Consider the following 14,698-nt stretch of genomic DNA (forward strand, 5'->3'; position numbering starts at 1 on the left):
GTTACGAGTCAAAATGAATTCCAAATCACCTTCGGTGATGGCATTTTGACTTGTATGTCTCGGGATTTTGGCAAAAACATGCCAAAACACCTCGCGGGATATTACCTACTGAATAGTTTCAAGACATCAAAAAAAGAAACCGTGGAATCCAGTTAAAAAGGATTCTGCGGTTTCTTTTTTTGTTGTTTTGAAATGATTGCTGAAATTTTTATTCAGCCATTTTTTTCTGAACCAGTTCGAACTCGTCTGTGATCTCTTTGGATGGAGCTTTGGTAGCAAGGCTTACTACAATGATCATCACACTGGAGATCAGGAATGCCGGAAGGAGTTCATAGAAGTTCAGGAAGGAAACGTTTGGACGGACCAGATATTTCCATACGAATACCATAACACCGCCGGAAACCATTCCTGCGAGAGCTCCCTGCCAGTTGGTACGCTTCCAGAACAGTGCAAAGAGCACGACCGGACCGAATACAGCACCGAAACCTGCCCATGCAAAAGATACGATGTTGAATACAGAACTGTCCGGGTTGCGGGCAATGATAACTGCGATCACAGCAATCAAAAGCAGGGTAACACGGTCAGTGAGCATGGTCTCCTGTTTCTTCTTATTCTTCAGGACTGCACCGAAAAGGTCGGAAGAAACAGCAGAAGAAGCAGCCAGAAGCTGTGAATCTGCGGTGGACATCGTAGATGCCAGGATTCCTGCAAGGATCGTACCGCCGAGCAGTGCCGGAAGTACACCGTGTGTGCTCAAGAGGTCTGCAATCTTGACGATAATGGTTTCTGAATTAGCTCCATGAAGCATTTCCAGTTCGCCGGCTTCTGTCATTCCAAGACCGATGACACCGATCATAACGGCAACTGCGAGGGAAATCACAACCCAGGTAGTAGCCACTCTTCTGGATAAGGAAAGTTTCTTCTCATCTTCGATCGCCATGAAACGAAGAAGGATGTGAGGCATTCCGAAATATCCAAGTCCCCATGCCAGCATAGAAACGATGTTGATGAGCGGATAAGCTGCTTCTGTGCCTGTTTCCGGGTTGTAAGTGGTCATCATGGTAAGGTATCCAGGCAGTGACTTTGCGTGGCTGATAACTGCGTCAGGACCGCCTGCAACAGATACTCCGAAGCCAAATACAATGATCAGTGCGATGGACATGATGATGCTCTGGATAAAGTCTGTGGTGGATGCCGCAAGGAATCCTCCAAGAGTCGTATATCCGACGATGATCAGTGCACTGATGATCATGGCAGTCAGATATTTTACTCCGAACAGACTGGAGAACAGTTTTCCGCAGGCAGCGAAACCGGAAGCTGTATATGGAATAAAGAAGATCACAATAAAAATAGCTCCGATCGACTGCAGGATCCTGCGGTCGTCCCTGAAACGATTGCTGAAAAAGGACGGTAAAGTAATAGAGTTTCCTGCTACATGAGTGTAGAGACGGATTCTCTTAGCTACGATTTTCCAGTTAAGGTATGTACCGATTGCGAGTCCGATCGCGGTCCAGCCTGCGTCTGCGATACCGGAAAGATATGCAAGACCAGGAAGTCCCATAAGGAGCCAGCTGCTCATATCGGAGGCTTCTGCACTCATTGCGGTTACCAGAGGACCAAGCTTACGACCGCCCAGATAAAAGTCTGAGGTATCGTTGTTCTGCTTGGAACAGAGATAGCCGACAAAGAGCATTGCACCAAGATAGATAATGATCGCAATCATGATACAGATGTGTGCTGTTGTCATAAATTCCTCTCCCTTCTGAAGTTGAAATGTATATTTATACATCGTTGATATGCATATACATACAATATTATTAGAAAATCCGTCAAAAGTAAAGAAATTTCTTCTCAATAAAAGATCAGGTTTTCTGAAAAAAACAAAAATCCCTAAAATCGCCGCAAACCCTCATAAAATAAGGCTGAAATTGAACAGGAATGAAAAAGATTTGTCGAATTTTTCAATAAATTGTCAGACGAATTTTGTTGACGTTTGGCGGGATTCTTTATAGAATAAGGGTGAAACCTATAGTATTGCACAAACGGAGGATAGAAAATTGGAAAAAATGACCGAAGTTGCAATTGTGAATTGCATCGAAAAAATGATGACGGAAAGGAGAGAAAAAATACTCGAATCTGATGAATACATCAGACAGGACGTAGACGATCTGAAAGAGCTGGAAGAAAGATACGCCGGCATGAATCTTCCTTACATGTTCAGAAGGGTGATCGATGATTATATCGCCTGCCTGGAATCAAAGAGTGAAAGATATGCAGATCTGTCTTATGTCAGGGGTATGGGTGATGCGATCTTCCTGCTCAAAAACATCGGTGCTCTCGGAAGCCCGGAAGCACTCAGCGTAAATGCAGAATAACTAATGAAACAATATCGTTTATGCAATAAAAGAGTATATTTATTTTATATTTAAAAGGCATAGCCGGGGAAATCCGGTGACGCAAAACTATAGGGTCTAAGCAAATGAAACAAATGTATGACAGCCAGTTGCACCTACAAGATATATATAGATCTTTTAAGAATCAGGAAAAAAGAATTACATATTCAGTAATACAAAAGATAACAAAAAGCTGACGCACATCTCCGTAGGTTTCGAAAGATGTGCGTCAGCTTTTTGATGCCATAAAATGGACCTGAGGGGAATCGAACCCCTGTCCGAAAGCCTATCCCTTGCGGTATCTCCCATCACAGTCGCTGATTTGACATTCCCTTGGCAGTACGCCCACCGACAGGCTTACTGCTTTGGTAGCTTCATGATACATCTACCGGGGCAAAGCTTACCCGGCAAGGTTTCTCACATAGTCGACACCAGATTCCTGATGTGTGAGTGCATCAGGGCTGATGAGCAGCGCTTAGGCTGCTAACGCGTACTGTTCGTCTGCGTTTATATTTAGTTTCCCGGTTGATACGCAGTCCAGGAGTCTGCGGATGGCTGCCTCAACTTCAAAACCCCCGTCGAAACCAGTACAAGCCCCAAACGTTTGGTGAAGGCTGAGCCTCCTTAGAAATACTGGTAAACAGACGATGCTCTTGTTTTGACTGTTTCTTATTATATGCAATAAAAGTTCCAGTTGTCAAGGGGAAGACAAAATTTCCGATTAAATTTCTTTCTGATAAAAAATAATCTTGACAGAAAAGGTTAGGTGATGTAAACTTTTGATAGTTGAATCGAACTAACTGAACGGACGGGAGTGATAGAATGGAAGCACTGAGAGAGATAATCTTTGAAGACGAAATGGAAACGGAAGTGAATTCCTGCCGTGATCAGCAGTATCAGCGGAGTAATATGCAGAGAAGTGCGATCATGAACAGACTTCGCCAGGCTGGCTGCAGAATTACAAAACAGAGAAAAATCATACTTGATATTATCCTGCAGGAGGAATGCACCTGCTGTAAGGAAATTTATTTTCTGGCATCAAAGAGAGATCCTAACATCGGAATGGCTACGATATACCGCATGATCAATCTCCTGGAAGAGATCGGTGCCCTCAAGAGGAAACGCGCTTACCGCATCTGCAATGAGGAATCCCCGGTACATATCTGCAGTGTCAAGCTGGATGACTACACCAGCATCCGCCTGGACGGTGAGAAACTGCGCCAGGTGATCGAGAAAGGCATGGAATCTTTTGGCTATCTGCACGACAGACGGGTACGCAGTATTTCAATGGAGAGCGGCGAATAACCGCTTTCCATGCACCTTTTCATAGGAAAGTATATAAAAATCCATCAAAAAATCCCTTATATTTTTATACATAAATGAGAAAATTTCTCAGAAGTGCAAGTTAGGCTGGACTTTTATTTGACGCATATTATAATGGTTGTAATGTCAAGGGACGGAACAGAAACCTATCATCCCGATGACAATAAAATACACTACATTAATTAGTAAATAATTTTACAACAGGAGGTATAAGTATAATGATCAAATTTAACACAAAACACAGCGGACTTTTTGCAGCAGGAGTAGTATTCGGAACAGCAGGTATCAAAGTACTTTCCAGCAAGGATGCAAAGAAACTTTATACCAACTGCACAGCAGCCGTTCTTCGTGCCAAAGACTGCGTTATGAAGACAGTATCCAAGGTTCAGGAAAACGCAGAGGATATCTATGCAGAAGCTAAGCAGATCAACGAAGACCGTGCCGCAGCAGAGGAAGCTTTTGAAGATGCAGCAGAGGAAGAAACTGTAGAAGAGACCACAGAAGAAACTGTAGAGACTGCAGAAGAAGAGTAAGAAATATCAAAAAAGAACACCTGTGGTAATCACTGCAGGTGTTTTTTATTAACAAACATGCGAGGAAAGATTATATGAAATTCAAAATAGAGCATCAGATCAAAGGCAGAGTCAGGATCCATATCTGCCAGAAGAGAATGACCTGCCGCCAGGCAGATCAGCTCGAATATTTTCTCAGCGGCCTGGAAGGCGTAACGGCTGTCAAAGTAGTAGAGCGTAATCAGGATGCGGTCATCTGCTACAATGGAGATAAACTGGCAATTCTGAAAGCGGTACAGAAGTTTTCATACGGTGCTTCCGAGGCTCCGGAGAGCTATCTCCAGAACTCCGGCCGTGAGATGAACAGCGAATACTGGGAAAAAATGGTAAATCATGTTGTGGTTCATTACGGCAAGAAGCTGTTCCTTCCAATGCCGGTCAGAACTGTACTTACCACATTACATTCTATGAAATATATTTGGAAGGGTATCCGCACTCTTGCAAAACGCAAGATCGAAGTATCCGTACTTGATGCAACAGCGATCGGAGTATCCATTTTCCGTGGAGATTTCTCGACAGCATCTTCCGTTATGTTCCTGTTAGGCTTCGGTGAGATCCTTGAGGACTGGACACATAAGAAATCTGTAGACGACCTGGCAAGAAGCATGTCCCTCAATGTAAGCAAAGTATGGCTTGTGACAGAGGGCGGAGAAGTCCTTGTAAATTCTGACCAGATCAAACCTGGCGATGAAGTCAAGATCCATATGGGAACCGTGATCCCATTCGACGGTATCGTTACAGCCGGAGAGGGAATGGTCAACCAGGCATCTCTTACAGGAGAATCCATGCCGGTTGTAAAACGCGAAGCAAGCTATGCATATGCAGGAACTGTTGTTGAGGAAGGTGAGATCACCATCCGTGTCAAAGAAACATCCGGTTCCACCAAGTTTGAGAAGATCGTTACCATGATCGAAGAAACCGAGAAACTTAAATCAGCAGTAGAGAGCAAGGCAGAACATCTTGCAGACAGCCTTGTGCCGTACACACTTGCAGGAACAGGACTTACCTACCTGCTCACCAGAAACGTGACCAAGGCACTGTCTATCCTTATGGTAGACTTCTCCTGCGCTCTGAAACTTGCAATGCCGATCTCCGTGCTTGCAGCGATCCGCGAAGCAAATGCACACAAGATCACAGTCAAGGGCGGCAAATTCCTGGAGGCAGTTGCTGAGGCAGACACCATCGTATTTGATAAGACAGGAACATTGACTAAGGCAAAACCGACGGTAGTAGACGTTGTTTCCTTTAACGGCGAGTCCAAGGATGATCTTCTTCGTCTTGCAGCCTGCATGGAAGAGCATTTCCCACATTCTATGGCAAAAGCAGTCATGGATGCGGCTAAGGACCGCGGCCTGACTCATGAAGAAATGCACTCTAAAGTAGAATATATCGTAGCACACGGAATCTCCACGACTGTAGATGGAAGAAAAGCCATCATCGGAAGCCATCACTTCGTATTCGAAGATGAGAAGTGCACGATCCCGGAGGGCAAAGAAGAAGAATTTGCAAGTCTTCCGCCGGAATACTCTCACCTGTATCTTGGCATCGAGGGTGAGCTGGCAGCTGTTATCTGCATCGAAGATCCGCTGCGTCCGGAGGCACCGGAAGTGATCCGCAAACTGCATGAAGCAGGATTTACACAGATCGTCATGATGACAGGCGACAGCGACCGTACAGCCAAAGCGATCGCAGCCAGAGTCGGTGTAGACAAATATTATTCTGAAGTACTTCCGGAAGACAAGGCAAGATTTATCGAGGAAGCAAGAGAAAGCGGACACAAAGTCCTGATGGTCGGCGATGGGATCAACGATTCACCGGCACTTTCCGCTGCAGATGTCGGAATCGCGATCAGTGATGGTGCAGAACTTGCAAGAGAGATCTCCGATATCACGATCGGCGCAGATGATCTGTCTGTTATGGTCACACTCAAAGAGATCAGCAACGGTCTGATGACCAAGATCCACAAGAACTACAGACGTATCATGGGTATCAACGGAACCCTGATCGCACTCGGTGTGACAGGCGTGATCCAGCCGACAATGTCTGCACTTCTTCACAATACATCCACACTGCTGATCGGTATGGATTCCATGAAATCTGTCCTTTAAAAAATAGCTGAAAAAATAAAAAAGTTAAATGCAAAAAACTCTTGACAGCACAGGTGAAATATAGTACTATCATCTCAGTTAGTTAGTTCTAACCAAGAGCGTAATATTTTACGGGTATGGAGACATATCCGTAAAATTTAAAAGCTAAGTTAGTTAAAACTAATCTATTTCCTGCGCGCAAAAGCGAGAATCAGTAAATCCTTTTTCCTTGCAGGAAGCATCATGAGCGAGATGGAGGTAACCAAATGTTAGAATCAGGTATTGTTGCGCATTGCGCTCCGACGCTTGCAGGGATAAAAACGGCAAATATGTTTAACTATCTGCCGGATGATATGGAGGATCTGCCAAGAGAGGTACAGGAAGAAAACCGTAAGCTGAATGGAAAAGGGGTTTATGTGGAAATACTGAGAACAGGCGAGAAGAGAGCACTGATCTACGTCTACCGGAAAAACAAGCTGGAAGCTGATCTGAACAGGGAAGGAGCCGAGAACATCCTTCAGACCTGTGGATACGAATGCCGGGGAACGGACTGCTGTCTTCGCAAACTTCAGGACCGCTTTTTTCAGTATGAATGCTTCCCTCATGAGGTGGGACTGTTCCTGGGATATCCTCTGGATGATGTGACAGGATTTATTGAACAGAAGGGAAAAAATTACAAGTGCTGTGGGATCTGGAAGGTTTACGGAGATGAGCAGAAGACCCAGGTGATCTTCCGGAAACTGAAGAAATGTTCAGAAATCTATCAGAAATTATTTGCCGATGGCAGAAGCATCCTTCAGCTCACCGTCGCAGCATGATCAAGAAAGGACAGGTAAAAGAATATGAGTAAAGTAGCAGTTGTATATTGGAGTTCTACAGGAAACACAGAGAGCATGGCAAATGCAGTAGCAGACGGAGCAAAAGAAGCAGGCGCAGAAGTTACTGTATTTGAGACAGCAGACTTTGAGGCAGCAAAAGTAGACGAATTTGATGCAATCGCATTCGGATGCCCGGCTATGGGAGATGAAGTACTGGAAGAAGATGAGTTCGAGCCAATGTTCAGCTCCTGTGAAGAAAAACTCTCCGGCAAAAAGATCGGTCTTTTCGGATCCTACGGATGGGGCGATGGAGACTGGATGCACAACTGGGAAGCTAAATGCAAAGAGGACGGAGCTGTTCTTGTAGCAGACGGTGTGATCTGTCAGGAAGAACCAGACGATGAAGCAGTAGAAAACTGCAAAGCATTAGGAAAAGCACTGGCATAAATCTACAGATCAAGGAGTAAAAAGATCATGAACTATTTGGAAATTGAAAAAGTCATCGGCCGTGAGATCATGGATTCCAGAGGAAATCCGACAGTAGAAGCAGAAGTAACCCTGATCGACGGTACCGTAGGAAGAGGAACAGCACCAAGCGGCGCATCTACAGGTGAATTTGAGGCACTGGAACTCCGCGACGGTGACAAAGCAAGATATCTCGGAAAAGGTGTTTTGAAAGCAGTAGAAAACATCAACACAAAGATCAGCGAAGCGATCGTTGGCCTGGATGCATCTGATATCTATGCAGTAGACAAGGCAATGATCGAGGCAGACGGCACAAAAGACAAATCAAATCTTGGAGCCAATGCGATCCTTGCAGTTTCTATCGCAACAGCAAGAGCAGCTTCCCTTGCACTGGAGATCCCGCTGTATCGTTTGCTTGGAGGAATTTCCGGAAACCGTCTTCCTGTTCCGATGATGAATATCTTAAACGGTGGAGCTCATGCAGCAAATACTGTTGACGTGCAGGAGTTTATGGTCATGCCTGTAGGAGCACCTACATTCCGTGAAGCACTGCGCTGGTGTGCAGAAGTTTTCCATGCACTTGCTGCACTTCTTAAAGCAGAAGGACTTGCTACTTCCGTAGGAGATGAAGGTGGTTTTGCACCGAACCTCGCAAGTGATGAAGAAGCGATCCAGTACATCCTCAAAGCGATCGAAAAAGCAGGATACGAGCCAGGCAAAGATTTCATGCTTGCCATGGACGCAGCTTCCAGCGAATGGAAAGGTGAGAAGAAGGGCGAGTACATCCTTCCGAAAGCAGGCACCAAATTTACTTCTGAAAGTCTGATCCAGCACTGGAAACAGCTTGTAGAGAAATATCCGATCATTTCTATCGAAGATGCCCTGGATGAAGAAGATTGGGAAGGCTGGCAGCTTCTGACCAAAGAACTTGGCGGAAAAGTACAGCTTGTAGGTGACGATTTATTCGTAACCAATACAGAGCGTCTGAAGAAAGGTATTGATCTTGGATGCGGAAACTCTATTCTGATCAAACTCAACCAGATCGGTTCTGTTTCTGAAACTCTTGAAGCGATCAAGATGGCACATAAAGCAGGATATACAGCAATTTCTTCTCATCGTTCCGGTGAGACAGAAGATACAACGATCGCAGATCTTGCAGTTGCACTGAATACCTGCCAGATCAAGACAGGAGCACCAAGCCGTACAGAGCGCGTGGCAAAATACAACCAGCTTCTCCGTATTGAAGAAGAACTTGGAAGTGCTGCTGTATATCCGGGAATGGGAGCTTTTAACGTAAAACGCTGAGCATTCAGAATATAACCTGGATCTTTTGGAAGTTTTTTATAAGAATCAAGAATACTGTCGTGAGAAAATGTTGATTTTTGTGGATACTTTTTCTCTGCGGCAGTATTTTTTTTGTGATAATAGTTACTATTTGTTGGATAATCAGTGGGGAAAGCAACAAAAACGGAAAAATTTGTTGATTTAGGAATTTTCAGATATTGCAATCAAACCATCATTATATTATACTGTACGTATAAAATTGGATAATAATGTATATGAGGTGATTCTATCAGTTACCAATGGGAAGGAATTTATAGAATGAGTAGAACATATCATCAGCGTGCCAGGATTCTGGTAGTAGATAATTCAGAGATCAACAGAGAAATGCTGAACGATATTCTGGGAGAGACTTATGAGATAAGGCTGGCTGGAAGCGGTCGCGAAGCTCTCGAGATTCTTGAGAAGGAACACTGGAATCTGGAACTGGTGCTGCTGAAGCTGGAAATGCCGGATATTGACGGCTATGAGCTTCTGGAGATCATGAGAGAGAAGATGTGGCTGGAGGAATTTGCCGTGATCGCCGTGATCGCGAGCCTGACTGCCGATGTCAAGAGAGCATACAGACTTGGGGTCTGCGACTGTTTCAGACTTCCTTATGTGACAAGCATCTTAAGTCATCGTATCGAGAATGCGATCGTCACACATGAGAAGGAGTACAGAGACTATCTGACGGGAGCCTATAACCGCCGCGGCTTTATTTATATGGTAGAGAAATTCCTGAATCACTGTGAGGACAGATCCAAATACGCGATCGTATTTTTTAATATCAAGAGTTTCAAGGCGACCAATGAACTACTTGGAATCAAGGAAGGCGACCATATCCTGGACAGCCTCTATGATGAGATAGAGCAGTCTTTCCTGAAACCGATCTATGTGGGCAGGATCGAAGCAGACCACTTTGTGAGCTTTGTAGAGCGTGACCGGATTTCCGGAGAGAAGCTGGCAGATTTCTGTGATCAGGTTTTTGATGTCAGCAATAAGAAGATCCGTGTGCACTGCAGATGCGGTATCTTTTATCTTAAGGACGAGCCGATGCCGGTTTCCGGAATGATCGACCGTGCCAAACTTGCGAAGCAGTACATTGTGGATGAATATCTCAAGCCATATGCGGTTTTTGACCATAATATGGATATGGCATATATTGACAATGCAGAGATCACAACAGAATTTGAGGAAGCGATCGCAAACGAAGAACTGGAAGTCTACTATCAGCCGATCGTAGATTCTGTGACAGGCAAGATCATGTCTGCGGAGGCTCTGATCCGCTGGATCCATCCGAAGAAGGGATTTATCTCCCCGGGGATCTTTGTGCCGAAGCTGGAGGAGGATGGTTCCATTTCCAAACTTGACCGTTATGTATTCCAGAAGGTACGTGCCTATATCCGCGGCAGATATGAGAAGGGACTGGAAGTCGTTCCTGTTTCCATGAACCTTTCCTGGATGGATTTTTATGATGAGACACTGATCGAGGAGATCATTGATTTCCTGGAGCATGCGGAATTCCCGTCCAGACTGATCCGTTTTGAGATCACCGAGACTTCTTATGCGGCACTCGAGGAGAATGTCGGCAATGTCCTCAACAAGATCAAGGAAAAGGGAGCCTGGATCCTTCTGGATGATTTTGGAAGCGGTTATTCTTCCTTTAATATGTTGCAGAAATTTTCCTTCGATATTCTCAAGATCGACATGTCCTTTACAAGAGAGATCGAAGCGAACTCAAGAGCAAGGAAACTGATCCCGCTGATCATAGAAGCAGCTCATGCACTGGATGCCAGAACAGTGGCTGAGGGTGCGGAGACCAAAGAGCAGGTAGAGTTCCTTAAGGAACATGGATGTGATTATATTCAGGGATATTATTTCTACCGTCCAATGAAAAAAGACGAATTTTCTGAGAAACTGGACCAGAATTCCTGAAATCGTTCACAAAACAAACATAAATCTCTGATAAGATGATAGCATTGAAATACAACAAAAGAAATTTTTTGATTGGAGGAATCAGAGATGGAAGCCCCGAAAATTCTTGTAGTAGATGATGAAAGCCGTATGAGGAAGCTGGTGAGAGATTTCCTGGAGAAGAAGAATTTCCAGGTACTTGAGGCAGGCGACGGCGAAGAAGCAATGGATATTTTCTACGAGGAAAAGGATATCGCCCTCATCCTTCTGGATGTCATGATGCCAAAGATGGATGGATGGGAAGTGTGCAGGGAGATCCGTAAGAATTCCAAGGTGCCGATCATCATGCTGACAGCGAGAGGTGATGAGAGGGACGAGCTCCTTGGATTTGACCTCGGAGTAGATGAATACATTTCAAAACCATTCAGTCCGAAGATCCTGGTCGCCAGAGTGGAGGCGATCCTTCGAAGGACCGGACAGGACGTAGGAGGCGATGTCCTGTCGGCAGGAGGGATCGTGATCGACAAGGCGGCACATCAGGCATCTGTTGATGGTGAGCCGATGGAACTGAGCTTTAAGGAGTTTGAACTTCTGACTTATTTCCTTGAGAACCAGGGGATCGCTCTTTCCAGAGAGAAGATCTTGAATTCTGTATGGAATTATGATTATTTCGGCGATGCCAGAACGATTGATACGCACGTCAAGAAGCTGAGAAGCAAGATGGGTGCGAAGGGAGAATATATCAAGACTGTCTGGGGAATGGGTTACAAATTTGAGGTGGATGAACAATGAGATTTTTCCACAAAGATTCAGATAAGAAGCGGAAGAACAGGAAGTTCCATCCGCTGCGCCGACAGATAGCAGTCCTGTTTATTGGACTGCTTCTTCTTTCTATGGTCGTGATCACCCTGATCAATGGGTTATTCCTGGAACATTATTATATCAGCCGCAAGACAGAAGTGCTGAAGGAAGCGGTAGAGAAGCTGGAGAACCTTGAGGTTGAGACAGATTCCGATGGAAACAGCAGTGCGGAAGTCTCGGATGAGATGTTCAAGGACTGTTCTGAGAACAACCTTACCTGGGTCATGGTCACAGCAGACGGACAGACGATCTGTTCTGTTGGAAGCAATGAGGATCTTCTGCAGGCCAGACTGGTCGGATATGTATACGATCTTGATCAGAAGAAGAACAAGGAGAAAGTTCTCCAGAAAAATGACAATTATGTGATCCAGCAGGTCAGTGACCGCTTTGCCAGAATGGAATATGTGGAGAGCTGGGGAGAACTGGGGAATGGATGCTATTTCCTGATCCGTACTCCGCTTGAGAGTATCCGGGAGAGTGTCGCGATCTCCAACAGTTTTTATTTCTATGTGGGACTTGGGATTATTGCTCTCAGCGGACTGGTGGTTTGGGTGATCACGAAGCGTATCACAAAGCCGATCAGTGAACTGACACAGCTTTCTACCAAGATGAGTGAACTGGATTTTGATGCGAAATATCATAGCCAGGCGGGCAATGAGATCGATGAGCTTGGAGAGAACTTCAACCGCATGTCTGAACAGCTTGAGAAGACGATCTCCGAACTGAAATCGGCGAACAATCAGCTGCTCAAGGATATTGAGAATAAAGAAAAGATCGACCAGATGCGTCAGGAGTTCCTGAACAACGTCTCTCATGAACTCAAGACCCCGATCGCACTGGTACAGGGATATGCCGAGGGACTGAAGGAAAATATTTCAGATGACCCGGAGAGCAGGGAATTTTACTGCGATGTCATCATGGATGAAGCGGCCAAGATGAATAAGCTGGTTAAGAACCTTCTGACTCTGAACCAGCTGGAATCCGGCAGGGATGAAGTTTCCATGGAGAGATTTGATATCGTAAGTCTGATCCGCGGAGTACTGCAGTCCATGGATATCATGATCCAGCAGAAAGAAGCGAAGGTAAGTTTCGAGGCATCAGAGCCGGTCTATGTCTGGGCAGATGAGTTCAAGATCGAGGAAGTTGTGACGAACTATACCAGCAACGCACTGAATCATCTGAACGGTGAGAAGGAGATCGAGATCCGTGTGATCCCGGAGGATGACCGTGTCAGAGTGACTGTATTTAACACAGGAACACCGATCCCGGAGGAGGATGTTCCGAAACTGTGGAATAAATTTTACAAAGTGGACAAGGCAAGGACCAGAGAATACGGTGGAAGTGGTATCGGGCTTTCTATCGTAAAAGCCATCATGGAAGGCCTGCACCAGCAGTATGGTGTACAGAATTATGACAATGGCGTAGAGTTCTGGTTTACGCTCGACCGCAAAAATGATTAAAAAAGAAGCAGATGTAAAGAAACCACTTTGCATCTGCTTCTTTTTGCGGTATACTTGGACATGATGATCAACATGAATAAAGACAGGATGTGAGATACGAATGATAGGTATTATCGATTACGATGCAGGAAACATCAAAAGTGTGGAGAAAGCACTTGCCTACCTTGGCGAAGAAACCGTTGTATCCCGTGACCCGCAGGTGCTCCTTCGGGCAGACAAAGTGATCCTTCCGGGAGTTGGAAGCTTCGGCGAAGCAATGGAAAACTTACATAAATATGGTTTGGTTCCGGTGATCCAGGACATGATAAAGAAAGGAACCCCGTTTCTTGGGATTTGTCTTGGATTACAGCTTTTATTTGAAAGCAGCGAAGAGACACCGGGTGTAGAAGGACTTGGGATCCTTAAAGGCAAGATCTTGCGTATTCCGCCATCTCCGGGACTCAAGATCCCGCACATGGGATGGAATTCCCTGCACCTTCAGAATAACGGAAGACTGTTTAAGGATATCCCGGAAGATACCCATGTATATTTTGTACATTCCTATTATCTCCAGGCAGAAGATCCGCAGATCGTGAAGGCAGTGACTGAGTACAGCACAACGATCCATGCTTCTGTCGAGAAGGACAATGTATTTGCCTGCCAGTTCCATCCGGAAAAGAGCAGCAAGTACGGACTTAAGATCCTCGAAAACTTTGCGAAACTTGAGAAGGAGGGGAACTGATATGTTTACAAAGAGAATCATTCCCTGTCTGGATGTAAACAACGGACGTGTGGTAAAGGGCGTTAATTTTGTAGATCTCAAAGATGCGGGAGATCCTGTGGAGATCGCCAAAGCTTACGATGCAGCCGGTGCAGATGAGCTTGTTTTTCTGGATATCACAGCATCCTGTGAAGAACGTGACACGGTTGTGGATATGGTGCGTCAGGTTGCGGCAAATGTATTTATTCCGTTTACCGTCGGCGGCGGTATCCGTACGGTAGACGATTTCAAGAAACTTCTCCGTGAGGGTGCAGACAAGATCTCTGTCAATTCCGCAGCGATCGACCGTCCGGAGCTTATCACAGAGGCAGCAGAGAAGTTCGGAAGCCAGTGTGTTGTCGTGGCGATTGATGCCAAACGAAGAGAAGACGGCGGCTGGAACATCTACAAACACGGTGGACGTCTGGATACCGGCATTGATGCCATTGAATGGGCCGAAAAGGTCGAGCGTCTCGGTGCAGGTGAGATCCTTCTTACCAGCATGGACTGTGACGGGACCAAAGCAGGATACGATATTGAACTGACCAGAGCGATCGCAGACGCAGTTTCTATTCCGGTCATTGCATCTGGCGGTGCAGGAACTCTGGAACATTTTTATGATGCACTGACAGAGGGCGGTGCAGATGCCGCGCTGGCAGCATCTTTATTCCATTACAAAGAATTGGAGATCCGTCAGGTGAAGGATTATCTGGCAGAGAGAGGGATTTCCGTTCGAAGATAAG

13 protein-coding genes, 1 other RNA gene and 1 riboswitch are annotated in these 14,698 nt (G+C 45.4%); of the genes, 12 read left to right on the forward strand and 2 right to left on the reverse strand.

Annotated elements, in window-relative coordinates; translation table 11 throughout:
- Positions 1 to 208 precede the first annotated feature (208 nt).
- Entirely contained in the window at positions 209 to 1,747 is a 1,539-nt protein-coding gene (gene putP, locus DWX28_RS00460; protein ID WP_118251350.1) for a sodium/proline symporter PutP, read from the reverse strand.
- A 310-nt stretch (positions 1,748 to 2,057) separates the two neighbouring features.
- Here putP and DWX28_RS00465 point away from each other — a divergent pair, with 310 nt between their 5' ends.
- Positions 2,058 to 2,375: a hypothetical protein gene (locus tag DWX28_RS00465; RefSeq protein ID WP_022215615.1), complete on the forward strand. Its 318-nt coding sequence runs from the start codon at positions 2,058 to 2,060 to the stop codon at positions 2,373 to 2,375.
- A 46-nt stretch (positions 2,376 to 2,421) separates the two neighbouring features.
- A riboswitch (cyclic di-GMP riboswitch) is annotated at positions 2,422 to 2,511 on the forward strand.
- Between the two features lie 130 nt (positions 2,512 to 2,641).
- Here DWX28_RS00465 and ssrA read toward each other — a convergent pair.
- Positions 2,642 to 2,990, reverse strand: a transfer-messenger RNA (tmRNA) gene (gene ssrA / locus DWX28_RS00470).
- Positions 2,991 to 3,215: 225 nt separating this feature from the next.
- Between ssrA and DWX28_RS00475 the strand changes: the two genes are divergently transcribed.
- From DWX28_RS00475 to hisF, 11 genes are all read left to right on the forward strand, one after another.
- Complete coding sequence (locus tag DWX28_RS00475; protein WP_118251351.1) at positions 3,216 to 3,698, forward strand: transcriptional repressor; 483 nt, start codon at positions 3,216 to 3,218, stop codon at positions 3,696 to 3,698.
- A 236-nt stretch (positions 3,699 to 3,934) separates the two neighbouring features.
- A complete protein-coding gene (locus DWX28_RS00480) occupies positions 3,935 to 4,249 on the forward strand; it encodes a DUF6110 family protein (protein ID WP_118251352.1) in 315 nt (104 codons plus the stop codon).
- Between the two features lie 74 nt (positions 4,250 to 4,323).
- Positions 4,324 to 6,396 (forward strand): heavy metal translocating P-type ATPase, encoded by a 2,073-nt coding sequence (locus DWX28_RS00485; RefSeq protein WP_022214553.1) that lies wholly within the window; start codon positions 4,324 to 4,326, stop codon positions 6,394 to 6,396.
- A gap of 245 nt (positions 6,397 to 6,641) precedes the next feature.
- On the forward strand, positions 6,642 to 7,193 hold the full coding sequence (locus DWX28_RS00490) for a DUF3793 family protein (RefSeq protein WP_118251353.1): 552 nt from the start codon (positions 6,642 to 6,644) through the stop codon (positions 7,191 to 7,193).
- 24 nt (positions 7,194 to 7,217) lie between these two features.
- The gene (locus tag DWX28_RS00495) at positions 7,218 to 7,640 is read left to right on the forward strand and encodes a flavodoxin (protein ID WP_022214555.1); all 423 of its coding nucleotides are present in this window, start codon (positions 7,218 to 7,220) and stop codon (positions 7,638 to 7,640) included.
- A 27-nt stretch (positions 7,641 to 7,667) separates the two neighbouring features.
- Positions 7,668 to 8,963, forward strand: a complete 1,296-nt coding sequence (gene eno / locus DWX28_RS00500) for a phosphopyruvate hydratase (protein ID WP_022214556.1) — start codon at positions 7,668 to 7,670, stop codon at positions 8,961 to 8,963.
- Between the two features lie 297 nt (positions 8,964 to 9,260).
- Complete coding sequence (locus DWX28_RS00510) at positions 9,261 to 10,916, forward strand: putative bifunctional diguanylate cyclase/phosphodiesterase (protein ID WP_118251355.1); 1,656 nt, start codon at positions 9,261 to 9,263, stop codon at positions 10,914 to 10,916.
- Positions 10,917 to 11,003: 87 nt separating this feature from the next.
- Positions 11,004 to 11,687, forward strand: a complete 684-nt coding sequence (locus tag DWX28_RS00515; RefSeq protein ID WP_022214558.1) for a response regulator transcription factor — start codon at positions 11,004 to 11,006, stop codon at positions 11,685 to 11,687.
- Positions 11,684 to 13,216 carry a sensor histidine kinase gene (locus DWX28_RS00520; RefSeq protein ID WP_022214559.1) on the forward strand — a complete coding sequence of 511 codons (1,533 nt, stop codon included), beginning with the start codon at positions 11,684 to 11,686 and terminating at the stop codon, positions 13,214 to 13,216. Before DWX28_RS00515 ends, DWX28_RS00520 begins: the two co-directional genes overlap by 4 nt.
- A 100-nt stretch (positions 13,217 to 13,316) precedes the next feature.
- On the forward strand, positions 13,317 to 13,937 hold the full coding sequence (gene hisH, locus DWX28_RS00525; RefSeq protein WP_022214560.1) for an imidazole glycerol phosphate synthase subunit HisH: 621 nt from the start codon (positions 13,317 to 13,319) through the stop codon (positions 13,935 to 13,937).
- A 1-nt stretch (position 13,938) separates the two neighbouring features.
- Positions 13,939 to 14,697: an imidazole glycerol phosphate synthase subunit HisF gene (gene hisF / locus DWX28_RS00530; RefSeq protein ID WP_022214561.1), complete on the forward strand. Its 759-nt coding sequence runs from the start codon at positions 13,939 to 13,941 to the stop codon at positions 14,695 to 14,697.
- Position 14,698 lies beyond the last annotated feature (1 nt).

Origin of the sequence: Blautia sp. AF19-10LB, assembly GCF_003461245.1 — a bacterium.
GTDB classification, from domain to species: domain Bacteria; phylum Bacillota; class Clostridia; order Lachnospirales; family Lachnospiraceae; genus Blautia_A; species Blautia_A intestinihominis.